This window comes from Amycolatopsis sp. NBC_01480, from assembly GCF_036227205.1.
In the GTDB taxonomy this organism is placed as follows: domain Bacteria; phylum Actinomycetota; class Actinomycetes; order Mycobacteriales; family Pseudonocardiaceae; genus Amycolatopsis.
Genome location: NZ_CP109442.1, coordinates 8,148,913 through 8,170,171, shown reverse-complemented (window position 1 = coordinate 8,170,171; position 21,259 = coordinate 8,148,913). Strand labels below are relative to the sequence as shown.

Annotated in this window: 24 protein-coding genes; 13 read left to right on the top strand and 11 right to left on the bottom strand. The window is 70.4% G+C overall.

The window, feature by feature from the left end:
• The first annotated feature begins 249 nt into the window (after positions 1-249).
• Both OG371_RS38465 and OG371_RS38460 read left to right on the top strand, forming a co-directional pair.
• The gene (locus OG371_RS38465) at positions 250-1,914 is read left to right on the top strand and encodes an alpha/beta hydrolase (RefSeq protein WP_329061118.1); all 1,665 of its coding nucleotides are present in this window, start codon (positions 250-252) and stop codon (positions 1,912-1,914) included.
• Positions 1,911-2,435: a hypothetical protein gene (locus tag OG371_RS38460; protein ID WP_329061116.1), complete on the top strand. Its 525-nt coding sequence runs from the start codon at positions 1,911-1,913 to the stop codon at positions 2,433-2,435. The genes OG371_RS38465 and OG371_RS38460 overlap by 4 nt, the downstream gene beginning before the upstream one ends.
• A gap of 318 nt (positions 2,436-2,753) precedes the next feature.
• Here OG371_RS38460 and OG371_RS38455 read toward each other — a convergent pair whose 3' ends face one another.
• The gene (locus tag OG371_RS38455) at positions 2,754-2,876 is read right to left on the bottom strand and encodes a hypothetical protein (protein WP_329061114.1); all 123 of its coding nucleotides are present in this window, start codon (positions 2,874-2,876) and stop codon (positions 2,754-2,756) included.
• Between the two features lie 108 nt (positions 2,877-2,984).
• Between OG371_RS38455 and OG371_RS38450 the strand changes: the two genes are divergently transcribed.
• The 5 genes from OG371_RS38450 (at position 2,985) to OG371_RS38430 (ending at position 7,118) form a co-directional block, all read left to right on the top strand.
• Entirely contained in the window at positions 2,985-3,590 is a 606-nt protein-coding gene (locus OG371_RS38450; protein ID WP_329061112.1) for a TetR/AcrR family transcriptional regulator, read from the top strand.
• Positions 3,591-3,772: 182 nt separating this feature from the next.
• A complete protein-coding gene (locus OG371_RS38445; protein WP_329061110.1) occupies positions 3,773-4,324 on the top strand; it encodes a hypothetical protein in 552 nt (183 codons plus the stop codon).
• A gap of 452 nt (positions 4,325-4,776) precedes the next feature.
• Positions 4,777-5,733, top strand: a complete 957-nt coding sequence (locus OG371_RS38440) for a helix-turn-helix domain-containing protein (protein ID WP_329061108.1) — start codon at positions 4,777-4,779, stop codon at positions 5,731-5,733.
• Positions 5,734-6,207: a cupin domain-containing protein gene (locus OG371_RS38435; RefSeq protein WP_329061106.1), complete on the top strand. Its 474-nt coding sequence runs from the start codon at positions 5,734-5,736 to the stop codon at positions 6,205-6,207.
• A complete protein-coding gene (locus tag OG371_RS38430; RefSeq protein WP_329061104.1) occupies positions 6,204-7,118 on the top strand; it encodes an NADP-dependent oxidoreductase in 915 nt (304 codons plus the stop codon). Before OG371_RS38435 ends, OG371_RS38430 begins: the two co-directional genes overlap by 4 nt.
• Positions 7,119-7,170: 52 nt before the next feature.
• On the opposite strand, the gene OG371_RS38425 is transcribed toward OG371_RS38430, so the two are convergent.
• Complete coding sequence (locus tag OG371_RS38425; protein ID WP_329061103.1) at positions 7,171-7,761, bottom strand: dihydrofolate reductase family protein; 591 nt, start codon at positions 7,759-7,761, stop codon at positions 7,171-7,173.
• Positions 7,758-8,585, bottom strand: coding sequence for a metalloregulator ArsR/SmtB family transcription factor (locus tag OG371_RS38420; RefSeq protein WP_329061101.1), 828 nt, complete (start codon positions 8,583-8,585; stop codon positions 7,758-7,760). The genes OG371_RS38425 and OG371_RS38420 overlap by 4 nt, the downstream gene beginning before the upstream one ends.
• A 224-nt stretch (positions 8,586-8,809) precedes the next feature.
• Between OG371_RS38420 and OG371_RS38415 the strand changes: the two genes are divergently transcribed.
• Positions 8,810-11,158, top strand: coding sequence for an arylsulfatase (locus tag OG371_RS38415; protein ID WP_329061099.1), 2,349 nt, complete (start codon positions 8,810-8,812; stop codon positions 11,156-11,158).
• Positions 11,159-11,161: 3 nt separating this feature from the next.
• Here OG371_RS38415 and OG371_RS38410 read toward each other — a convergent pair whose 3' ends face one another.
• The 5 genes from OG371_RS38410 to OG371_RS38390 form a co-directional block, all read right to left on the bottom strand.
• Entirely contained in the window at positions 11,162-11,584 is a 423-nt protein-coding gene (locus tag OG371_RS38410) for a Zeta toxin (RefSeq protein WP_329061096.1), read from the bottom strand.
• Between the two features lie 261 nt (positions 11,585-11,845).
• Positions 11,846-12,349, bottom strand: coding sequence for a tRNA (N6-threonylcarbamoyladenosine(37)-N6)-methyltransferase TrmO (gene tsaA / locus OG371_RS38405; RefSeq protein WP_329061095.1), 504 nt, complete (start codon positions 12,347-12,349; stop codon positions 11,846-11,848).
• A complete protein-coding gene (locus tag OG371_RS38400; protein ID WP_329061092.1) occupies positions 12,333-13,118 on the bottom strand; it encodes an alpha/beta hydrolase family protein in 786 nt (261 codons plus the stop codon). The genes tsaA and OG371_RS38400 overlap by 17 nt, the downstream gene beginning before the upstream one ends.
• A 23-nt stretch (positions 13,119-13,141) precedes the next feature.
• Positions 13,142-14,026, bottom strand: a complete 885-nt coding sequence (locus tag OG371_RS38395; protein WP_329061090.1) for a pyridoxamine 5'-phosphate oxidase family protein — start codon at positions 14,024-14,026, stop codon at positions 13,142-13,144.
• Positions 14,026-14,487, bottom strand: a complete 462-nt coding sequence (locus OG371_RS38390) for a VOC family protein (RefSeq protein ID WP_329061088.1) — start codon at positions 14,485-14,487, stop codon at positions 14,026-14,028. Before OG371_RS38390 ends, OG371_RS38395 begins: the two co-directional genes overlap by 1 nt.
• A gap of 92 nt (positions 14,488-14,579) precedes the next feature.
• On the opposite strand from OG371_RS38390, the gene OG371_RS38385 reads away from it, so the two are divergent.
• Positions 14,580-15,107 (top strand): CGNR zinc finger domain-containing protein, encoded by a 528-nt coding sequence (locus OG371_RS38385; protein WP_329061086.1) that lies wholly within the window; start codon positions 14,580-14,582, stop codon positions 15,105-15,107.
• 7 nt (positions 15,108-15,114) lie between these two features.
• Here OG371_RS38385 and OG371_RS38380 read toward each other — a convergent pair whose 3' ends face one another.
• Together OG371_RS38380 and OG371_RS38375 are read right to left on the bottom strand one after the other, a co-directional pair.
• Entirely contained in the window at positions 15,115-15,549 is a 435-nt protein-coding gene (locus OG371_RS38380) for a L,D-transpeptidase (RefSeq protein ID WP_329061084.1), read from the bottom strand.
• Positions 15,550-15,629: 80 nt separating this feature from the next.
• Positions 15,630-16,193 (bottom strand): HD domain-containing protein, encoded by a 564-nt coding sequence (locus OG371_RS38375; protein ID WP_329061083.1) that lies wholly within the window; start codon positions 16,191-16,193, stop codon positions 15,630-15,632.
• Between the two features lie 151 nt (positions 16,194-16,344).
• On the opposite strand from OG371_RS38375, the gene OG371_RS38370 reads away from it, so the two are divergent.
• Positions 16,345-17,124, top strand: a complete 780-nt coding sequence (locus OG371_RS38370; protein WP_329061081.1) for a cyclase family protein — start codon at positions 16,345-16,347, stop codon at positions 17,122-17,124.
• Positions 17,121-18,755 (top strand): thiamine pyrophosphate-binding protein, encoded by a 1,635-nt coding sequence (locus OG371_RS38365; RefSeq protein WP_329061079.1) that lies wholly within the window; start codon positions 17,121-17,123, stop codon positions 18,753-18,755. Before OG371_RS38370 ends, OG371_RS38365 begins: the two co-directional genes overlap by 4 nt.
• A gap of 6 nt (positions 18,756-18,761) precedes the next feature.
• On the opposite strand, the gene OG371_RS38360 is transcribed toward OG371_RS38365, so the two are convergent.
• Entirely contained in the window at positions 18,762-19,328 is a 567-nt protein-coding gene (locus OG371_RS38360) for a TetR/AcrR family transcriptional regulator (RefSeq protein WP_329061077.1), read from the bottom strand.
• Between the two features lie 77 nt (positions 19,329-19,405).
• Here OG371_RS38360 and OG371_RS38355 point away from each other — a divergent pair, with 77 nt between their 5' ends.
• A complete protein-coding gene (locus OG371_RS38355) occupies positions 19,406-20,179 on the top strand; it encodes a crotonase/enoyl-CoA hydratase family protein (RefSeq protein ID WP_329061075.1) in 774 nt (257 codons plus the stop codon).
• A 76-nt stretch (positions 20,180-20,255) separates the two neighbouring features.
• A complete protein-coding gene (lepB, locus tag OG371_RS38350; RefSeq protein WP_329061073.1) occupies positions 20,256-21,179 on the top strand; it encodes a signal peptidase I in 924 nt (307 codons plus the stop codon).
• Positions 21,180-21,259 lie beyond the last annotated feature (80 nt).

The following is a 21,259-nucleotide window of genomic DNA, read 5'->3' as shown; positions in this document are numbered from 1 at the left end:
AGGCGCCCTGCGTGGCGCGGATTGCGCGGAACCGGCGGGGCGGGTGGGTGCAGCGGTGCCGGGCGGTACAGCAGCGGCCTCGGCCGGGCGATGTCAGGAAGCGTTGGCGGCCACGTTCACCGAGTGGTGCAGCGAAGCTCAGCACTTCGCGGACAGCCTGAACACCGCAGCCGATCGCTACCAGCAGGGTGACCACACCGCCGCCGGGGTGTTCGCATCCGCCGCACCGACCATGCGGGGACCACGCTGATGCTGTCACTGGCCGACGTCCGACAGTGGAGCCCCAGCGCGCTGAACGAGATCTTCTCCGTTCTGCAGACCCGGACCCAGATCCTCATCCATTCCGGCGACGACTACGGCAAGACCTTGCCGATCGAGGGCTGGAGCGGACCAGCAGCGGACGACGCGGGCACCCAGCACCGCGCATTGATGCACGGTCTGGACACCATCGCCGCTGGCGCTGCCATCCTGGGCAAGACGGCGGGACAGGCCGCCGACGCGATCACCGGTGTCCAGCACGCCCTCACCAGCGCCGAAGAGCTGGCCCGCAAGTACGGGTTCCAGATCACCGACGCCGGTAGCCTCGTCGACAGCTTCGCGGGCAAGCAAGTGCCGCCCGACCTGCACCCGGAAGACCGGGCAAGGACACGCACGCAACTGGTGGACGAGGTCGCGCAGGTCCTGCGCACAGCCAGCGATATCGACGCCGATCTAGCGTCGGTGCTGGACCGGGCGGCGGCGGGGCAGTTCGGCACCGGGGACGAATCGACGGTCACGGCCGCCGCTGCGGACGGGATGAAAGATCCCGGCTTGACGTTGCCAGAGCCACTGCCGAACGCGACCCCAGCGCAGAACGCCGCGTGGTGGGCGACCCTGTCGAATGCCGGGCGGGATATTCTCATTCGTGACCGGCCGGGCGCGATCGGCGCCATGAACGGGCTCCCGGCGACCGACCGGGACCGCGCCAACCGAATCGTACTCGACCGGGACTACAAGGACCTGCAACAGCAAAAGGACGATATCCAGCACCGGCTGGACGGTATGAAACGCAGCGACCCGCAACAGCAAGAAGAATACGAATCCTTAGAAAAACAGCGGGACGCGCTCAACAGCAAGATCACCGGAATGGACCAGATCAAAACCCGGCTGGACCAAGCCTTGCCCGGCCAGCCGCCCGCCTACCTGCTCGGCATCAACCCGGCGAACTCCGGGCAGGCCATCGTCGCCATTGGCAACCCCGACCAGGCCGTCAACGTCGCCACCTACGTACCCGGCACGACTGCCGGACTGAACGACGGCATGGCTACCGACATCGCCCGCTCAGACTCGATGATGGCGATGGCTGGAAAAATGGGGTCACCGTCTACGTCGGTGATCACGTGGGTGGGATACGACGCACCGCAGAGCATTATCCCGGACGCGGCAAGTACCAGTTTTGCCGACAAGGCCGAACCCTCGCTCCGCAACTTCCAAGACGGACTCGGTGCCGCGCACCAAGGGCCGGTGAACACCACCGTGGTCGGCCACAGCTACGGCACCACCGTCGTCGGGCAAACCGCCCGCGACCTCGGCCTGCCCGCCAACAACGTTGTCATGGTCGCCAGTCCTGGCGTCGGCGTCGACCACGCCAACCAACTCCACCTCGACGGCACGCCCCAAGACCAGGTCGGCCAGCACATCTACTCCACCAAATCACCCACCGACCCCATCCCCATCCTCACCAACTTCGACGGACCCGATATCGGCCTCGACCACATCGACCCCCTCGGACCCGACCCCACCACCGCATGGTTCGGCGGACAACAGTTTAATTCCGACCCCAGCAATCCTCTCACTTCTCACAGTGACTACTGGCTTCCACGGTCGGAATCGCTAAAATCAATGGGTAAGATTATCGCCGGAGGGCAGCCGTGATCGACTTCCATCGGTTTAGGATTAATCGTCCCAAATCTACGCGAAACCTGACTTTTCTCGCTCTATTCACATTCGCTTTGACCTCATGCGGAAGCGGTGAAACCGTGAAGCCCTCACTTTCTTTTGATCAGGCTCGAGAGACGGCATTAAAGGCAGTTCACGCTGCTGCGGCCGCCGTCTTCCCTCCCGGATACAAGTTGACGGATGATTTTGTTCCACAGCTTCCCTGCACTGATGTCAGTGATCGGCCAACTGGTCAAGCTCATGCGAGTGTCAGCTTTTGGGTCGATGGGATTGATCGTACACGCAACAACACATACTTCGATGCGCTGGCCCACTGGTGGACTAGCAACGGGTGGAAACCAGAAACTGATGACCGGCCGAAAGATCTATTCACGAACGCTCAGCGAGACGATTATCTGATGGGAATGCAGGCGACGCCGGACGGGCGATTGAATATCGGTGTCGATTCTCCCTGCGCATGGCCCCATGGGGCGCCCGAATCTGAACCCAAGCCGTGAGCGGTCGCGCGGGTGGTCGTAGGCATGCGCTTGCACTTCCCGGCCGCCGGACGCCGCTCCGCAAGGCCACCCCAACCTCATGCAAACCACCTACAACCGGCACTCATGTGGCCCGATTGAAGACGACCTCAACGCTCGCTGGACGTTGACTACAAGGTGCCCTCGACAGAAGCACGCTACGTTGATCCAACCGTGTTCACTCGGACGGAAACGGCCTGCCTTGTGCGAGGAACAATCCAAAGTCACAAGTAGTTGACCAAGTGATGTTTGGTTCTAACCGTCATGAACACTCACGAGCTTTTGTCGAGGGGCCCGCGGTCACGGCCGATTGCGGAAGCTGATCCACATCAGCCGGCTGTCGGCCCAGTCTTCGAGGCGGGTCGGCCGGACGGTGCCGGGGTCGTGGGGCTGGTTGAGATCCGCGACGTTCACCGCCAGCACGGCCTGACGTTCAGCCGGGTCGGTGACCGGCGTGGCCCGAGCCGGCAGATCTGCCCGGATCCCGTTCTTGAGGTGAAAGGTGAAGGTGGGCTCGGCGAGCAGGTTCGCATGCCAGCCGGTCGCGGCGCCGCCGCACCGCGACCGCGCTGTTCCTCGAGCTGGGCTACGACCGGACGTCACTGGGCGCGGATCGCCGAGCGCTCGGGCGTTTCGCGGGCCACCCTGTTCAAGCAGTTCCCGACCAAAGCCGCCCTGTTCGACGCCATCGTGACCGAGTCCTGGTCGACCGCCGACGAGGAGGAGCCCCCGCCGGCCGGCAACCTCGTCGACGGGCTCGGCATCATCGGCCGCCGCTACGCCGAGCTGCTGGGCCGCGCCCGGATGGCCGCCCTGTTCCAGATCGTCATCGCCGAGCTGCCGCGGTTCCCCGAGCTGGCCCATGCGCAGTTCTCACAAGGGAAACTGCCCTACTTCGAGTCCGTGCGCAGCTACCTCCTGGCCGAGCACGACGCGGGAACGGTGCGGGTCGAGGACGTGGAGCTCGCCGCCACCCAGTTCCTCGGCATGATCTCCACCTACGTCTTCTGGCCGGCCCTCCTGGTGCCGGGCTGGGAGGTGAGCGCCGAACGCGTCGCCCAGGTAGTCGACGAGGCCGTCCGCACCACCGCCGCCCGCTACGCCACGATTGGACCAGGAGCGTCCACTAACGGCTGAGTCCCGCCGCCACCAAAAGAACCTGATGCCTAATACGGGCAATTGACTCGCGGCCGCCTGTCGATGCGGAGGATTCGGCCGCAAATCCGCTCCAGAGGTATTTGGACCCTGATTCACAGGGCTTTCGGCCTGTTTTCGAGTTTTTGTGTTATATGCGTCGTGGTCCGTACGACAAGGACCACATGACGACTCAGCCCGGCGCGTACGAGCAGCCACCCCAGCAGGAACAGCCCACAACGGCGAAGGCGGTCAAGAAGCGCCGCCGCTGGCCCTGGGTGCTCGGCACGATCGTCGCATTCGGCGTCGGCGCCACAGCAGGATCGGGCGGGCTCGCCACCCAGAACTCCACGCTCGCGGCGCAGCCGGCCCCGGCCACCAGGACCGTCACCGCGAGTCCGGCCGCGCCCGCGGTCCAGACCGTCACGGCACCCCCGGTCACCCAGACGGTCACGGTGACGAACCAGCCGCCGGCGGCCCCGGCACCGGTCCAGGCCCCCGCCGGTCCGCTCACCTCGTTCGGCGACGGCACCTACAAGGTCGGCACGGACATCGCCACCGGCAGTTACAAGACGAGCGGCCCCCGCGATTCCGGCATCGAGTGCTACTGGGCGCGCCTGAAGGACGACTCCGGCGGCAACATCATCGCGAACGACCTCACCGCCGGAGCGACTCGCTTCACCACCAAGAGCGGGGAGTACGTGCAGATCACCGGCTGCGATTTCACCAAGAGCTGACCGCAAAGCCGCGCCGCGGCCCGGGCAATGAGGGGATCTCAGCGATTTTCAGGTCAGCCGACCATGGTCGAAATGGGTCAGCACCGACGCGGCTTTGACGATGTCGCCGATTTCGCGTGGACTGGCGGTGATCTGCCGCAGGGGGCGCCACCGTCCCGGTGAGCACGGCGAACCCGCGCGTTGTAGCAGCGGTTGTCCGCGTCGAGTCCTGGTCGCCGGCGGGCTGCTTGACCGGGGTGTGCACGCCGATCCCGGCGCCGCCGCAGCCACCCTCGGCCGGCGTGGGTAGTCGGGTGTGGCGCGACAGATGACCACCGGGGCCTTCTGGTCCGGACTTGCTCTTCGTTAATCCAGTGTTACCAGGGCTCCCCGGCCATCTTCGCGGGGCTCGGCCCGCCGACGGCCTCCCTGTCCGTGGACCCCACCGGAAGTGCCGGCGTTATCGTTGACCGGTGATCGGCAACCTCGAGACGTTCCAGGACGAGCTGACCGCCAGCGGGTTTCCACCGCTGGTCAACAAGCTGGCCGGGGCCGGCTTCCGGGGCCGGATCGCCACCCGTGACCTCGGGCCGCTGCGGCTGGTCTCGCTCGCCACGCCCGAGAGCTCCTGCATCGGGCAGGAGCGCGCCGCCGTCGACGGCGAGAACCTGGCGATCAAGGTGATGACCCGGGGCCAGACGCGGATCAACCAGGGGCGCGGCGACGCCGAACTCGGGCCGGCCGACCTGGTGCTGCTCGATCCCACGCGCACGATCCGGTTCGAGAGCACCGCCGCCGCGCACGTCACCATCCTGGTTCCGCGCCGGGAGCTTCGGATCCGGCCCGCGCAGATCGACCGGCTCATCGGCCTACGCATCGACGGCAGTCACGGTCCGGGCGCTCTCGTCTCCGTGCTGGCTCGGGAGTCGGCGCGGTCGGCGACCGAGTTCCGCGAGGCGGAGGCGCTGAGGTCGGCGGCGGCGGCCGTCGTCGAGCTGATCGCGGTCGCGCTGGAGGCCCGGCTGGGCGACGGGCGACCGGCCCCGGACGAGCGGCTGCGGGACCGGATCGCCGGCTACATCGAGGCCCGGCTGGCTGATCCCGATCTGTCCCCGCCCAGCATCGCCGCCGCCCACCACATTTCCGTACGCCGGCTGCACAAGCTGTTCGAGGATCAGCCGCTCACCGTCGCGGCCCTGATCCGCCGTCGCCGCCTTGAGCGCTGCCGGGCCGAGCTGACCGGAAGCGGACGCACGGTCACCGCCGTGGCCGCCCGGTGGGGATTCTCCGATCCCGCCCATTTCAGCAAGCTCTTCAAGACGACGTACGGCTACAACGCCCGTGCACTGGTAACCAGCAACCGTGCACGGGTGACCAAGACGCGCACAGCCGGCCCGGAACAGGATGGTGGTCACCAAGGCAGGCAATAGATGGGAAAAGTCGTGGCGAAGGTAAACATCGTCCGCCCCGGTGAGGGCGAGATCCTCGGCAGCGGGGCACAGCAGATCCGGATCCTGGAGAACGGCGAGCACACCGGCCACCGGCTGGGGTTCGCCGAGGTCACCATTCCACCGGGCACCCCGAGCCCGCTGCAGCACCGCCACGCCCAGCACGACGAGGGCTTCTACGTGCTGGCGGGAACGTTCCGGTTCACCGTCGGCGAGGACTGCTACGACGCCGGGCCGGGCACCTGGGTCATCGTGCCGACCGGGGCGCCGCACACGTTCGCCAACATCGGCGACGAGAACGCAGTCATGCTGAACACGTTCACACCGGACCTGTACGTGCAGTACTTCCGCGACTTCAAGGCCATGATCGATTCCGGGCAGCCGGTCAACGCCGAGACCATGAAACCACTGTGGAAGAACTACGCCACCGAGATCTCGAACGAATACGCCTCGTGAAGCGCCTTCAGTACGACCGCTACGGCAGCCCAGAGGTGATGCGGCTGGCGGAGTTCGAGCCACCACGACCGGGTCCGGATGAGGTTCTCGTCCGCGTCCGGGCGGCGGCTGCCAACGCGCTGGACTGGAAGATGCGCAACGGCGGGATGAAGCTGATGACCGGTCGCTCCTTTCCCCAGGCGATGGGGCACGACTTCGCCGGAGTCGTCGAGGCGGCCGGCGCCGGCGTCACCCGCCTGAAGGCCGGCGACGCGGTGCTCGGCGTGGCTCGGTTCCGGCAGGCGGGGGCGTTCGCCGAGATGGTGACGGCCCCGGAGAAGGCGGTCGTGCTCAAACCGGCGGACCTTCCGTACGAGCGGGCCGCCGCGCTGCCGACCGTGGGCGTGACCGCCTGCCAGGCCGCGGCGGAGGTCCGGCCCCGGCAGGCGGTCTTCGTCAACGGGTGCCTGGGCGGGGTGGGCCGGGCCGCCGTCCAGTTCGCCCGGGCGCGGGGAGCCTCGGTCGCCGGCTGCTGCCGCGACACCGCGGCTGACGAGGCCCGCGAGCTCGGCGTGGAACCGGTCGTGGGTTTCGGCTTCGACCCGGCCGCCCTCGCGGGACGGTTCGATCTGGTCTTGGACACGCCCGGCCTGCTTCCCTTCGCCGCGGCCCGGACGCTGCTGAAGCCTCGCGGAACCATCATCGACATCGTCCCGACCCCGGCCAAAATGATCAGGAGCGCCCTGCCCGGACCGTTCCGGGCGATGATGGGCCGGCCGGTGACCGGTGACCTGGAGGAGGTGGCCCGGACCCTGCGCCTGCCCATCGCCCGTACGGTCCCGTTGGCCGAGGCGATTCAGGCCCTGACGGAGCTGGAGCGCGAGCAGCGCCCGAGGGGCGGCAAACTGGTCATCACCGTGGCCGGAGGCTGAGCCGGGCCGAGCTACCGAGGCTCGTACGTCCTCCTTTGGCGTCAAGCATTTGTCAACGGGCGCGGTCGTAAACCAGCGCCGTCTCCCCCAGTTCGCCGACCTCGTGGTGGCTGAGCTTCCACTGCGAAGCAGGCAATCCATCGTCGAACAGACGCGGGCCGCCGCCGGCGATTTCGGGACAGATCATCAGGTACAGGCGGTCGATCAGGTCCGCGGCGAGCAGCGGCTTGATCACGCTCGCGCTGCTGTTGACCAGGATGTCGCCCTCGCCGGTGGCCTTCAGCCCGGCGACGACCTCCGGCGCCGGGGCGTTCACCACCCGGGTGCGTGCCCACGGGGCGGTGTCCAAAGTGGTCGAAAGGACCACCTTTTCGGCGTCGACGAGCCATTTCGCGTAGCCGCGGTCGCGCGGGTCGGCGTCCTCGTTGTCCACGATCGTCGGCCAGAAGCCCAGGAAGCCCTCGGCGTTGAGGCGGCCGAGCACGGCCGTCGTCGCGGTTTCGTGGATGCGGCCGAGGTGGTTGCGCGCGACTTCGGTGGCCGCGTACGAGATGATCGCGCCCATGTCGGCCGGGCCGTGGTAGCGCCCGTCGAGGGTGAGGTTCAGGTTGGCGGTGACTCTGCGTCCGGTGGAGACGGTCATGACTGGTGGCCCTTTCGCTTGGTGTGCTTGGTATTGCCGAGAGCTTCGGCGAGGTTGTCGAGCACTTGTCCCCAGCCGGTTTCGAGCCCGGCGATGAAGGGGAGGGCGTCAACGGTCGTTTCGGTGATGCCCAGGTCGAGCCGGAGGCGGGTGCCTCCAGGCACGGTGGTGAGCACCAGGTCGTAGTGCCCGGTGAACGAGACGGCGCCCGCCGCGTCGAGCACCGACAGGTCGAACACGAGGTGCTGCGCGCGTTTCGCGGTGCGGACCCGCCCCTCGGAGCGGTACCGATGTCCTTCCCGGTCGCGGTATTCGAGGACGACGCGACCCCCGGGCTCCGGTTCGAGCACACAGTCGGTCACGGCCATCGGCGCCGGGGCCCACCACGAAGCCAGCAGCTCCGGGTCGGTCCACTGCCGCCAGACCGCCTCCCGCGGCGCGGCCAGCACCCGGTCGAACGAGAAGGTGCGCCCGTCCGCCCACTGGTCCCGGTCCGCGGCCGCGGTGTCCGCCTCGATGGCGGCGCGGTAACGTGCGATGACATCCCGCTCGCCCTCGTGCTCCCGCGCGGTCCCGGCCAGTTCCTCCAGCCGCTTCGCGAGAGCCGTCAGCGGGCCGGTTTCGACCGCGTACACCCGCCGCTGCCCCAGCGGGTAGACGGTGACCAGGCCGGCGCGGGCCAGGGTCTGCAGGTGCTTGGTCGTCTGCGGCTGCCGCGAGCCGGTCAGCTCGGCCAGCTCCCCGACCGAACGCGGCCCCTGCGCGAGCAGCTCCACGATGCGCCACCTCGTGGCGTCCCCCAGTGCTGAAACGATCGCGTCCATGCCCTGAAGTATTCACCCATCAGAATATTCATGTCAAGGAATATCTTTGACGGAGTTTCGACCTGCCCCGATAGTGATCGTCTACCGGCCTGATCCACTTCCGGTCTCGGTCCGCCCGCCGCAGGCCTTGCCCGGCAGAGCCGCCGCGTGTGAGGCTTCGTCCATCGAGGAAACCCCGCCCGGTCAAGGGGTTCCGTCCGTCCACTTCGGAAGGATCCACTGTCATGCCCGCCTTCCCCGCCGGCCGGCAAGTGCTGCCCCGCCCGGACGCCGCCGACCCCGCGGCGGCCGCGCTCGACGCGCGCGAGCAGAGGGAGGCGTTCACCCCGGTCGGCCCGGTGCCGCCGCCGCGGGGCGCGCCGAACGTGGTGATCGTGCTGGTGGACGACCTCGGGTTCGGCACGTCCAGCGCGTTCGGCGGCCCGTGTGTGATGCCCGCGGCCGACCGGCTCGCCGCGGACGGCCTGCGCTACACCCGCTTCCACGTCACCGCGCTCTGCTCGCCGACCCGCCAGGCGCTGATGACCGGGCGCAACCATCACTCGGTCGGCATGGGCGGCACCACCGAGATGGCCACCGCCGCGCCCGGGTACAACGGCTTCCGGCCGCGCAGTGCCGCGACACTCGCGCAGATCCTGCAGGGCAACGGTTACAGCACCGCCGCGTTCGGCAAGTGGCACCAGACGCCGCCGCGGGAGATCAGCGCCGTGGGACCGTTCGACCGCTGGCCCACCGGCGAGGGCTTCGACACCTTCTACGGCTTCATGGGCGCCGAGATGAACCACTGGTACCCGCTGCTGTACGAGGGCACCACGCCGGTCGAGCCGACGCGCCGGCCGGAGGAGGGCTACCACCTGACCGAGGACCTGGTGGACCACGCCGTGGACTGGGTGCGCACACAGCACACGCTGACGCCGGACCGCCCGTTCTTCACCTACCTGGCGCTCGGCGCCGCGCACGCGCCGCTGCACGTCGGGCCCGAGTGGCGCGACCGGTACCGCGGCCGGTTCGACCACGGCTGGGACTACCAGCGCGAGCAGACTTTGGCGCGGCAGAAGGAACTCGGCGTCGTCCCGCCGGACACCGAGCTGGCCCCGTGGGCCGAGGGCGTGCCACATTGGGACGAGCTGACCGACACCCAGCGCAAGCTCGGCGCCCGCTTCATGGAGACCTTCGCCGGCTTCACCGAGCACGCCGACACCCAAGTCGGCCGGTTCGCCGACGCGCTCGAAGAGCTGGGCGTCCTCGACGACACCCTGTTCCTGTACCTGCTCGGCGACAACGGCGCGTCCGGCGAGGGCGGCATCGAGGGCAGCACCGTCGAGCACCGGCTGGGCCACGGAATCGTCGACGACCCCGAGGAGATGGTCCGCCACCTCGACGAGATCGGCGGCCCGTCGACCTACCCGATCGCGCCCGCCGGCTGGGCGCTCGCGCTCAACACCCCGTACCAGTGGACGAAACAGGTCGCCTCGCACCTCGGCGGCACCCGCGACGGGCTGATCGTGCGCTGGCCGGCCGGCGGCGCGACCGGCGGCGGGCTGCGCTACCAGTTCGGGCACGTGATCGACGTGCTGCCGACCGTGCTGGACTGCGCCGGCATCCCGGCGCCGTTCAGCGTCGACGGTGTGGCCCAGCAGCCGATCGAGGGCACCAGCCTGCGCGCCACCCTCGCCGACGCCGCCGCGCCGGAAACCCATCACACGCAGTACTTCGAGATGTGCGGCAATCGCGGGATCTACCACGAGGGCTGGATGGCGGTGACCCGGCACGGCGTCCCGTGGGAGATGGTGCCGACCGGGCGGCGGCCGTTCAGCGCCGACGTCTGGGAGCTGTACGACCTGACCACCGACTGGAGCCAGGCGCACGACCTCGCCGCACAGCACCCGGAACGGCTGCGGGCATTGCAGGACCTGTTCCTCGTCGAAGCCGCGAAACACCAGGTCTTCCCGCTCGACGACCGCGTGACCGAGCGGGAGAACCCGCGGCTGGCCGGGCGGATCGACCTGCTGGGCGAGCGCACCTCGGTGACCTACCGCGGCGGGATGCGCCGCTTCACCGAGGAGACCACCCCGAACGTCAAGAACCGTTCGCACGCCGTCACCGCCGACCTGGAGGTGCCCGCCGAACCCGCGACCGGCGTGGTCATCGCCCAAGGCGGGAGGTTCGGCGGCTGGGCGCTCTACTTCACGAACGGGCGCCCGGCGTACGTCTACAACTACTTCGGGCTGGAGCTGTTCACCGTCGCCTCCACCGCGGTACTCCCGCCGGGACGGCACGAGGTGCGGCTGGACTTCGACTACGACGGCGGCGGGCTCGGCCGCGGCGGCACCGCCGTGCTCGCCGTGGACGGCGAGAAGCAGGCGACCGGCCGGGTCGAGCGGACCATCCCGTACTACTTCTCCTTCGACGAGACCCTGGACGTCGGCGTCGACCTCGGCACCCCGGTGACCGACGACTACCCCGTGCTGGACAACACGTTCACCGGCGTCATCCACACCGTCCGCGTCGACTTGGCCGCGGGTGCCGAACTGGACGGCGGACTCCACCGACGGGTCCTCGGCGCGCAGTGAATCTCAGCCCGGTGCCCTGGCAACCGTTGGCGCCAACGGGTTTCGCACCGGCGTGAACGTCAGCACGGCCCGGCGGGCGGCCGGGCGCCCGAGGACGTGCACGCTCTGCCAGCCGGGCGGCCGGGACCCGGCGGCCAGCGCCGCACGCATCCGCTCCGCGCGGGCCGCGTGCCGGGCGAACGACCGCGTGCGCACCAGCCGTCCCCGACTGTGCTGGCCGGCCAGCGCCTCCTCGGCGGTGACGACCAGCCACAGCAGCCGCGCCGGGCGCCCGGTGACCGCCGCAACGGCCGCGAGCCAGCGCCGGGTCGACGCGCGCGTGGCCGGCTCGTGCACCACCAGCGGCCCGCGGCGGCCGGCCGCCCGAGCCACGATCCGGGTGCGGTGGCACAGGTGCACCAGCGGCCGGTACCAGCGGTACGGCACGGCGTCGGGCAGCAGGTCCGCACGCGGACCTGGTCCGAGTCCAGCACCGGCAGCGCGCCGGCCGCGCGGCGCAGCATGGTCGTCTTGCCCGCTCCGGGCATCCCGGCCACCACAAGCAGGTCGCGGCGGCCCAGCTCGATCACCGTGGGCTCCATGCGGAGTCAACGAACCGCCGAAAGTAATGGTTCCTTTACCCTGTTATCTATTGCACACCAGGGGAAGTCGCGATTGCTTCGCAGTGCAGGTAACACCGACTTTACTTCAGGCCAGATCCTCCGGCGTGACGCCCTCGGGCACCGAGACCCCGTCGAACCAGCCGCATCGCGGCTCCCCCGGCGGCCGGTCGAACTTCGTCACGTATGGCTTGAGGTCGAGCACCGGCGTGCCGTCGAGCAGGTCCACGCCGGCGAAACGCACCGTGCGGCCCGAGACCTCCAGCAGCCGGACCAGGCTCAGCCCGATCGGGTTCACCCGGCGCGGCCCGCGTGTGGCGAAGATGCCCATCCGGCGCCGCTCGCGACGCAGCAGGTACGGCACCTGCGTCAGCTCCGCGCCCGGCCGGTCCGGGCGGTCGAGCCAGCTGAGCAGCCAGGCGTAGTCGAACCCGGCCAGCCCGTCGAGGCCCTCGGCGTATTCCGGCTCAATCTCGAGCAGACCTTCTTCGCCGCGGTTGGCGGCCGCCTGGACGGGGGTGCGCTCCAGCTCCGTCCGCGCGGTGCGGACGTAACCGATGGCGGGCAGCCGCCCGTCACGGGAGCCGGACACGCCGCTCCTGCGCCAGCCGCGCGACGGCGTCCACAATGGACGTCCACGCCGGACCGCCGGGCACCGTGATGTCGAAGTGCCCGACACCCGGCACGGTCACCAGCTCGGCGCCGGTCGCCTCGGCGTACATCCGCGACATCACTGGCGGCACGGCCGTGTCGCGGTCGCCGTGGATCACCACCACCGGCACGCCGCCCGAGCCGAGGGTCAGCGGATCCACTGCGGCGTACCGTTCCGGCACGTCTTCGGGGCCGCCGCCGAGCACACCGGTGACGGCGGAGAACCCACCCGCGTAACGCAATGCCTCGGTCAGCGCGGAAACCGGCGCCACCGCGACCACTCCGGCGAACGGAATCGGTCCGGACCGCCGTCCCGGCGCACCCTCGGGCAGCCGGTCGCGCACCGCCGCCCACAGCGCGAGCTGGCCGCCCGCGGAGTGGCCGAAGAGCAGGACCCGCGAGGTGTCGGCGCGGCCCGGCCACCGCTGCTCGATCAGCTCGGGCAGGGTGTCGACTGCGAGCGCGACGTCGGTGAACGTCGTCGGCCAGCCACCGCCCGCGCCGACGCGCCGGTACTCGACATTCGCCACCACGTAACCGTTCGCGGTCAGCGCCCGGGCCTCCGGCTCGAGGTAGCCGCGGTCGTTCTCCACCCGCCAGGAACCGCCGTGCAGCACCAGGACCAGCGGTGCGGGCCCGGTGGCGTCCGGCGGGAAGAACACGTCGGCGACCTGGTCGGGCTCCGGTCCGTAGCGCACGGCGAACTCCATCCCGCCAGCCTAGCGGGCGGCGCTCAGGCCACGGCCGGGTTGAACCGCGACAGCTCCGGCTCGCCCCAGCGCAACGGGCTCGCCCCGACGGTCCGCCGCACCTGCTCGACGGTGAAGCGGGTCTCCCGCGCCGGCCCCGTCCAGTCGACGGCCGCGGTGCCGGTGAGCTGCAGCGTGACCCCGCTCGACCAGCCGACGAACAACAGCCCCGCGCGCCGGTTCTGCTCCAGGTTGCCCAGCGTCATCATCATCGTGTTGCCCGGGTAGTCCGGCCAGCTCAGCGTGCGCTCGTCGTGGACGCGGACGAAGCCCGGGTCGCCGCCGCGGTGGGAGGCGTCGCAGTCCCCGTTTCCGGAGGAGGTGGCCAGGAAGAACGTGTCGGCGCTGCCCACCAGGACCGCCGCCGCGGTGTCCAATGTGGACGAAACCGTCACTTCGGGTTGCCGCTCCTCATCGGCCGTCAGCAGATCGCGGCGCTGGATGTACTTGGGACAGTTGGAGTACACCTGGTCCGCGACGATGCGCAGGCCGCGCGGGCCCGGCTCGGCAACGCCGTTGATCCGCATCCGCCGCCGGGTACTCGGGTCGACCGAGATGGCGCCGACCTTGCCACCCCGGCGCAGAGTCTCGAACAGTGGATCGCCCGGCGCCGGCTCGGCCGCGATGTCGATGACGTCTCCGCCGCTCTCGGCGTGCAGGAATCCGGGCGGCCCGGTGAGCAGCGAAGCCCACATCCGGCTGTCCTCGCCCGCCGCGCCGACGACCAGCATGGGCCGCTCGGCCAGGAACGCGGCGGCCGCGGCCGGCACGGTGGCGCGGACGATCGCGCCGACCCGCGCCGCCTCCGCGCTCACCCCGGCTTTGGCCTGCGCGGCCAGCTCACCCGCGTGGTAGACGCCCACGGCCATCAGAAGAATCCGCAGGCCGGGGCCTCGCCGGCGGCCGCGGCTCCGGCCAGCCCGCTCGGCGCGTACACCTCGAGGCGGATGCCGTCGGGGTCGGTGAAGAACACGCCGCCCGAGTCGCTGCCCTCGGCGTGCGGGACCACGTCTTCGTAGTGCAGCTCGGCGCCGAGCGCGAGCAGCCCTTCCCGCACCGCGCGGACCTCGTCGAGCGAGCCGACCTGGAACGACAGGTGGTGCAGGCCCGGCAACGCGGTGGCGAAGCGGCCCTCGGACTGGCGCCACAGCGTGATCATCAGCTGCCCGTCGCGACCGAGGAACGCCCACTCGCGGTCGCCGTCGCGGCCGTTCTGCAGCACGGTCAGGCCGAGAACCCGTTGATAGAAGGCCGTCGAACGGGCCAGGTCGGTGACGTTCAAGCCGACATGCCCGGTTTTCACTTCGGTGGGCGTAACAGACGTGGTCACGAGGTCTCCTTCGCTCTACCTAACCAGTAGACCTACTATGACCAGTTATAGTCAAACCTGTCAATGCTCCGTCATGGGTTAGGATGAGCGGCATGGAACGGCCTCTTCTCGGCGAGCCCCTCGGCCTCGACCTCCTGAACACCACGTGGAACGACCGTGGCGTACGCGCCGACCTGCTCACCGACACCGCCGGGATGCGGATCTGGCTGGAGCAGAACAATCTCGACCTGCCCGTCACCGCCGCGGCCCGGTCGGCGCTGGTCACCGCCCGCGAGGCGATCCGCGCGCACACCCTGGCGTCCGACGCGGAATCCGGGCCGACGCGCGAGGAGCTGAACACCGTGCTCGCCTGGGGGCGGCACCGCCCTGCGCTCGGCCCGTCCGGCCCGGAAACCGTCGCCGAAGTGGCCGAACCGGACCGGCGCGCGGGCTGGCTCGCCGCGGTGAACTACCTCGAGCTGCTGGCCGCCGACCCCTCACGCGTCCGGCGCTGCGCGCACCCCGAGTGCGTCCTGTACTTCCACGACACCAGCCCGAAACGCAGCCGCCGCTGGTGCTCGATGGCCACCTGCGGCAACCGCGCCAAGGCCGCGCGGCATTACGCGCGCAGCAAAGACTGAACCCCGGTCACTTCACGACCTGGACGACGTCGCCGGGGTGCAGTCCGTTGTAGAACGCCACGGCGTCGGCGTGCGAAAGGTGCACGCACCCGTGGGACTGCACCTTCAGGCTGCCCTGGTGGAACGCGACGCCGGTGGTGGTGAAGAAGACCGAGTACGGCATCGGCCCGTGGAACTGCTTGCTGTAGTGGTCGATGTCCTTGTACTGCACGCGGAACGTGCCCGCGGGCGTCGGGAACGCGGCCTTGCCGACGGTGATCGGCACCCCGCCTCGGACCACGGCGCCGTTGTCCATCAGCCACGCGGTGTTGGTGTGCAGCTGCACGCAGGCCTTCGCCTGAGCGCCGCACGGCGGGCCCGCCGCCTCCGCACTGCCGGTGAACCCGATGGTCGCCGCGACCGCGGCCGCGCCGGCCAGTACCGCTGTGATAGTCCGCTTCATCGTGTGCCTCCCCGGTAGTTCGGCTCTACCGAAGAATTCCCCGTCCGGTGATTTTCCAACCGGTCGAAGAGCCGAATGGGTTAACGGCCGGTGCGCCAGGACAGCGGCGTGAGGTCCAGCGCCGCGGCGGCGAGGTCGCGGGCGGTGCGGGTGAACAGGTCCTTCTGCGCCGAGGCCAGCCATTCGTCCACGCCGGACGCTCCGAGGTCCCGATACTCCAGTGCCTGCAAGAGCATCTCCAGCTTGTCAGCGTCCTTCGCACACCGCGACTCCGGCGATTCCCGGTCCTCGTACTCGCCGACGGCGTCCCGCACGACGGCCCGGGCGGCGTCGGGCAGCGCAGCGGTCTGGTCTTCGGTGATGGCGCGCGGGTCCGGCTTGGCCAGGTACGGCGCGGCGGTGTGCGGCAGATCGCCGGTGCGCGTCTCCTGGGTGTCGTGCCAGAGCGCGAGGAACGCCGCGCGCTCCGGCGACGCCCCTTCCTCCGCGGCGATCAGCGCAGCCAGCTGGGCGGCGCGCATCGTGTGCTCGGCCACCGACTCCGGGTCCCGGACGCCGACCTGCCACCAGCCCGTGCGGCGGACGCGTTTGAGCACGCCCAGCTCGAACCCGAAGGCGGCGAGCGCGGCGGAGGCGTCGAACATGGTGACTCCCGGTGGGACGGTGGTGACGGGCGTCGCCCAGCCTACGACTCGTGAGTGTTGATGACGGTTAGAACCGTCATCAACACTCACGAGTCCTTCACCCGCACTAGGCTCCCCTGCAGGCACTCCCGCCAGACTCTGGAGGACACGCATGTCGTTGCTGGCCCAGCTGAGCGCGGCGATCACCGGCGGCGGGATCGAGGTCGTGGACCTCACCGCGCCGCTCACGCCGGAGACCCCGATCCTGCGGCTGCCCGAGCCGTTCGCGAACACCGTGCCGTTCCGGCTGGAGGAGATCAGCCGCTACGACGAGCGCGGGCCGCGCTGGTACTGGAACGACATCCACACCGGCGAGCACACCGGCACCCACCTCGACGCGCCGGTGCACTGGGTGTCCGGAAAGGACGGTGCCGACGTGTCGCAGGTGCCGCTGAAGACGCTCGTCGCGCCCGCGGTGGTGCTCGACGCGTCCGCGAAAGCCGCGGGAAACCCGGACTTCCTCCTTTCGGTCGACGACATCCGCGAATGGGAGGCCGAGCACGGCGCCCTGCCCGACGGCGGCTGGCTGCTCTACCGCACCGGCTGGGATGTGCACTCCAGCGACCAGGAGCGCTTCCTCAACGCCGACGAGTCCGGCTCGCACACCCCCGGCGTCGCGCCCGAGTGCGCGCGCTGGCTGGCCGAGGAGACAGCGATCGCGGGGCTCGGCGTGGAGACCGTCGGCACCGACGCCGGCCAGGCGCCCGGCCTCGACCCGGCCTTCCCGTGCCACGAACTGCTGCTGGGCGCCGGGAAGTTCGGCCTGACGCAGCTGCAGAACCTCGCCGCGCTGCCCGCCACCGGGACCTTGCTGGTGGTCAGCCCGCTGCCGATCGTCGGCGGGTCCGGCAGTCCGGCCCGGGTGCTCGCGCTCGTGGAGCGGGCCGCGTGAAGGTCGCCGAACTGGTCGGGCGGACCCTCGCCGACCTGGGCGCGGGGATCGTCTTCGGGGTGGTCGGCAGCGGCAACTTCGAGGTGACCAACGCGCTGCGGGCGGCCGGCGTCCGGTTCGTCGCCGCCCGCCACGAGGGCGGCGCCGCGAGCATGGCCGACGCGTACGCCCGGCTCAGCGGCGAGGTCTCCGTGCTCAGCGTGCACCAGGGCTGCGGGCTGACGAACGCCGTCACCGGCATCACCGAAGCGGCCAAGAGCCGCACGCCGATGATCGTGCTGGCCGCGGACACCGCCGGGTCCGCCGTGCTGTCGAACTTCGCGATCGACCAGGACGCCCTCGCCGTCGCAGTCGGCGCGATTTCCGAACGTGTCCACTCAGCCGAGAGCGCGCAGGCCGACACGATCCGCGCGTACCGGACCGCGTGGCAGCAGAACCGAACGGTGCTGCTCAACCTGCCGCTGGACGTCCAGGCCCAGGAAGCTCCCGAACCCGCGCCACTGCCGGAACTCACCGGCCCGGCGGCAATCCGCCCGGAAACCGGCACGGCGGACGCGCTGGCCGCGTTGATCGAAGAAGCCGAGCGCCCGGTCTTCATCGCCGGGCGCGGCGCGCGGGGCCAGGCCACGGTGTTGCGCGCGCTCGCGGACGTCTCGGGCGCCCTGCTGGCGACGTCCGCCGTCGCGAACGGGCTCTTCCACGACGACCCGTGGGCGCTCGGGATCAGCGGCGGGTTCGCGTCCCCGCTCGCCGCCGAGCTCATCGCCGGCGCGGACGTCGTGGTCGGCTGGGGCTGCGCGCTGAACCAGTTGACCACCCGCCACGGCAAGCTGCTGGGCCCGCGGGCACGGCTCGTCCAGGTCGACCGCGACCAGTCCGCGCTCGGCGCGCACCGGCCGATCGACCTCGGTGTGGCCGGAGACGTCGCTGCCACCGCCGTGGACGTCCTGGAGTTACTGGAATCCCAGGGCCACCACGCGTCCGGCTACCGCTCCCCCGAGGTCGCCGCGCGGATCGCGAAAGGCGTGCGGTGGAACGACATCACGCACGAGGACCGTTCCGGCGGCGGCCGCATCGACCCGCGCACGCTCAGCGCTCGGCTCGACGAACTGCTGCCCGCGCAACGGGTCGTGTCGATCGACTCGGGCAACTTCATGGGCTACCCCAGCGCGTACCTCTCGGTGCCGGACGAGAACGGGTTCTGCTTCACCCAGGCGTACCAGAGCATCGGGCTCGGGCTCGGCACCGCGATCGGCGCCGCGCTCGCTCGCCCGGACCGGCTGCCGGTGCTGGGCGTCGGCGACGGCGGGTTCCACATGGCGATCTCCGAGCTGGGGACCGCGGTCCGGCTCGGGTTGCCACTGGTCGTGATCGTCTACCACGACGCGGCGTACGGCGCGGAAGTCCACCACTTCACCGACAGCGACCTGGACACGGTGCGGTTCCCGGACACCGACGTCGCCGCGATCGCCCGCGGTTTCGGCTGCGCCGGGCTCACCGTGCGCGAGCCGTCGGACCTCGCGGGCGTGACCGCCTGGCTCGACGGGCCGCGCAGTGCCCCGCTGGTGATCGACGCGAAAATCGCCGACGACGGCGGTTCCTGGTGGCTCGCGGAGGCGTTCGGGCACTGAGACTCTTCAGCTGTGCTCGGACAGCCACCGGTCCACGATCGCGTCCGCCCCGGCGTCGTCCTCGCGCAGCACGCCGGTGAGCGCGAGTCCGCGCAACAGCATCAGCAAGGAGTCGAAGGCGATCCGGTTGTCCTTTTCGGACACTCCTTCGGACAACGGCGACACCTGGGCGAACGCGGTCCGCAACTCCCGGCCCAGCTCGCGCTCGGCCGGCACCAGCGACGCGTGCAGCGCCGGGTCGGTGCGCGCGCCCATCCACAGCTCCAACCCGGCGAGGTACAACGGCCCGGACATCGACGCGCGCAGGGCGGTGACCAGCCCGCGCAACGAATCCGCCGGTCCTTCCTCGCGCAGACGGGCCAGCCGGCCCTCGGCCACGTGGTGGATCGCGGCGACGAACAGCTCCTGCTTCGAGCCGAAGTGGTGCAGCAGCGCCCCGCGCGACACCCCAGCCCGCTCCTGGACCCGCTGCGTGGTGGTGCCGGCGTAGCCGAACTCGACGAGGCAGTGCACGGTCGCGTCCAGCAGGTTCTGGTGCGTCCGGGCGTGCTGCTCCTGGCGGGTGGCGGTCACCGGCCGACCCTACCCGGACTGCTTGACAGTCCGGACGGACTGTGAAAAGTTCGCCCGACGCCGGGGAAAGGTGCCTCATGACCGCGCTCGCCGACAAGACCGTGCTCGTCGATCACCGCGGACCGGTGACCACCATCGGCATCAACCGCCCCGACCGCCGCAACGCCGTCGACCGGGCCACGGCCGAGGCGCTCGCGGCGGCGTTCCGCGCGTTCGACGCGGATCCGTCCAGCTCCGTCGCGGTGCTCTACGGCGCGGGCGGCACGTTCTGCGCGGGCGCGGACCTGAAGGCGATCAGCTCGGGCGCCGGCAACCGCGCCGAGCCCGGCGGCGACGGTCCGATGGGCCCGACCCGCCTGAAGCCGGCGAAGCCGGTGATCGCCGCGATCAACGGCCACGCGGTGGCGGGCGGGCTGGAACTGGCGATCTGGGCGGACCTGCGGGTGGTCGAGGAGACCGCGGTGCTCGGTGTGTTCTGCCGCCGCTGGGGCGTCCCGCTGATCGACGGCGGCACGGTCCGGCTGCCCCGGCTGATCGGCCGCAGCCACGCGATGGACCTGATCCTCACCGGCCGTCCGGTCGACGCCGCCGAGGCGCTGCGGATCGGGCTGGCCAACCGCGTCGTCCCGGACGGCGGCGCGCTGGAGGCCGCGGTGGAGCTGGGCCACGAGCTGGCCGCGTTCCCGCAGACCTGCCTGCGCGAGGACCGCGCGTCCGTGCTGGAACAGGACGGGCTGGACGAAGAAGCCGCACTGGCCAACGAGTTCCGGCACGGCCAGGTGTCGCTCGCGAGCGACACCCTCGCCGGCGCGACCCGCTTCGCCACCCGGCGCGACCCGTCCGGGCGCTGAACCCGGCCTCGCGACACCCCTGATCGTGATCGACGCGCTGCGGCGGGCTTCGGGCCCGCACCGGTAGCCTGGCTCGGTGGCCGACCCCATTCCCCGTGAATACGCCGGAAGTGACCCCGAACGTCCGGATCCGGACGACCCGGGCGAGTCCTCCGGCTCCGACGGGCGCGGCCGCAAGGCGCGCAAGAAACGCCCGTTCTGGCAGGAACTCCCGATCCTGATCGTGATCGCGCTGGTGCTCACGATCCTGATCCAGCAGTTCGTCGGCAAGGTCTTCATGATCCCGTCCGAGTCGATGGAGACCACGCTGCACGGCTGCACCGGCTGCTTCGGCGACCGGGTGCTGGTCGACCGCGTCACCTACGACTTCACCGATCCCGGCCCTGGCGACGTGATCGTGTTCAGCGGCCCGCAGTCGTGGGCCGAGAACGAGATCGCGCCGCAGGAGCCGAGCAACTTCTTCGCCAAGGCGGTGCGCGAGATCGGCTCGCTGGTCGGCTTCGCGCCGCCGGACGAGCGGGACTTCGTCAAGCGCGTGATCGCCGTCGGCGGCCAGACCGTGCAGTGCTGCGACCCGCAGGGCCGGGTGATGGTGGACGGCAAGGCGCTCACCGAGCCGTACATCCACTGGGCGGACCCGAACAACCCGGTGCAGCAGCCGTTCGCGCCGGTCAAGGTCCCCGCAGGCACCCTCTGGGTGATGGGCGACAACCGCAACGACTCCTGCGACTCCCGCTGCCAGGGCGGCGGCGGGGCCAAGGCGGCGGTGCCGGTGGGCAACGTGATCGGCAAGGCGCGCCTGATCGTGCTGCCGCCGTCCCGCTGGGGCGGGGTCAGCGACTACAACGCCCAGCAGAACGCGACCGCGGTCGCCCTCGGCGCACCCGGATGGCAGCAGGGCGTCCCGCTGGGCGTCGGCGCGGCCTTGTCCGTGCCGACGCTGTTCCTCGGCCGCCGGATGCGGGAAAGCTTGGGGCAGCGGAAAAAGCGGCGCCGGTAGGCTGGGCAGCCGCGCGCGTTGAACATTCGCGCGCGGCGCCCGTCCGATCGCGACTGTCCGATCACGACAGTCCCGTTACG

What these genes read in the sequence shown, in the direction of transcription:
- OG371_RS38435 (WP_329061106.1), top strand. Translation starts at nt 5,734, where the DNA reads ATGGGAAAAGTCGTGGCGAAGGTAAACATCGTCCGCCCCGGTGAGGGC.
- OG371_RS38385 (WP_329061086.1), top strand. Translation starts at nt 14,580, where the DNA reads ATGGAACGGCCTCTTCTCGGCGAGCCCCTCGGCCTCGACCTCCTGAAC.
- OG371_RS38465 (WP_329061118.1), top strand. Translation starts at nt 250, where the DNA reads ATGCTGTCACTGGCCGACGTCCGACAGTGGAGCCCCAGCGCGCTGAAC.
- OG371_RS38355 (WP_329061075.1), top strand. Translation starts at nt 19,406, where the DNA reads ATGACCGCGCTCGCCGACAAGACCGTGCTCGTCGATCACCGCGGACCG.
- OG371_RS38415 (WP_329061099.1), top strand. Translation starts at nt 8,810, where the DNA reads ATGCCCGCCTTCCCCGCCGGCCGGCAAGTGCTGCCCCGCCCGGACGCC.
- OG371_RS38445 (WP_329061110.1), top strand. Translation starts at nt 3,773, where the DNA reads ATGACGACTCAGCCCGGCGCGTACGAGCAGCCACCCCAGCAGGAACAG.
- OG371_RS38450 (WP_329061112.1), top strand. Translation starts at nt 2,985, where the DNA reads ATGCCAGCCGGTCGCGGCGCCGCCGCACCGCGACCGCGCTGTTCCTCG.
- OG371_RS38380 (WP_329061084.1), bottom strand. Translation starts at nt 15,549, where the DNA reads ATGAAGCGGACTATCACAGCGGTACTGGCCGGCGCGGCCGCGGTCGCG.
- OG371_RS38425 (WP_329061103.1), bottom strand. Translation starts at nt 7,761, where the DNA reads ATGACCGTCTCCACCGGACGCAGAGTCACCGCCAACCTGAACCTCACC.
- OG371_RS38395 (WP_329061090.1), bottom strand. Translation starts at nt 14,026, where the DNA reads ATGGCCGTGGGCGTCTACCACGCGGGTGAGCTGGCCGCGCAGGCCAAA.
- OG371_RS38420 (WP_329061101.1), bottom strand. Translation starts at nt 8,585, where the DNA reads ATGGACGCGATCGTTTCAGCACTGGGGGACGCCACGAGGTGGCGCATC.
- OG371_RS38370 (WP_329061081.1), top strand. Translation starts at nt 16,345, where the DNA reads ATGTCGTTGCTGGCCCAGCTGAGCGCGGCGATCACCGGCGGCGGGATC.
- OG371_RS38375 (WP_329061083.1), bottom strand. Translation starts at nt 16,193, where the DNA reads ATGTTCGACGCCTCCGCCGCGCTCGCCGCCTTCGGGTTCGAGCTGGGC.
- OG371_RS38400 (WP_329061092.1), bottom strand. Translation starts at nt 13,118, where the DNA reads ATGGAGTTCGCCGTGCGCTACGGACCGGAGCCCGACCAGGTCGCCGAC.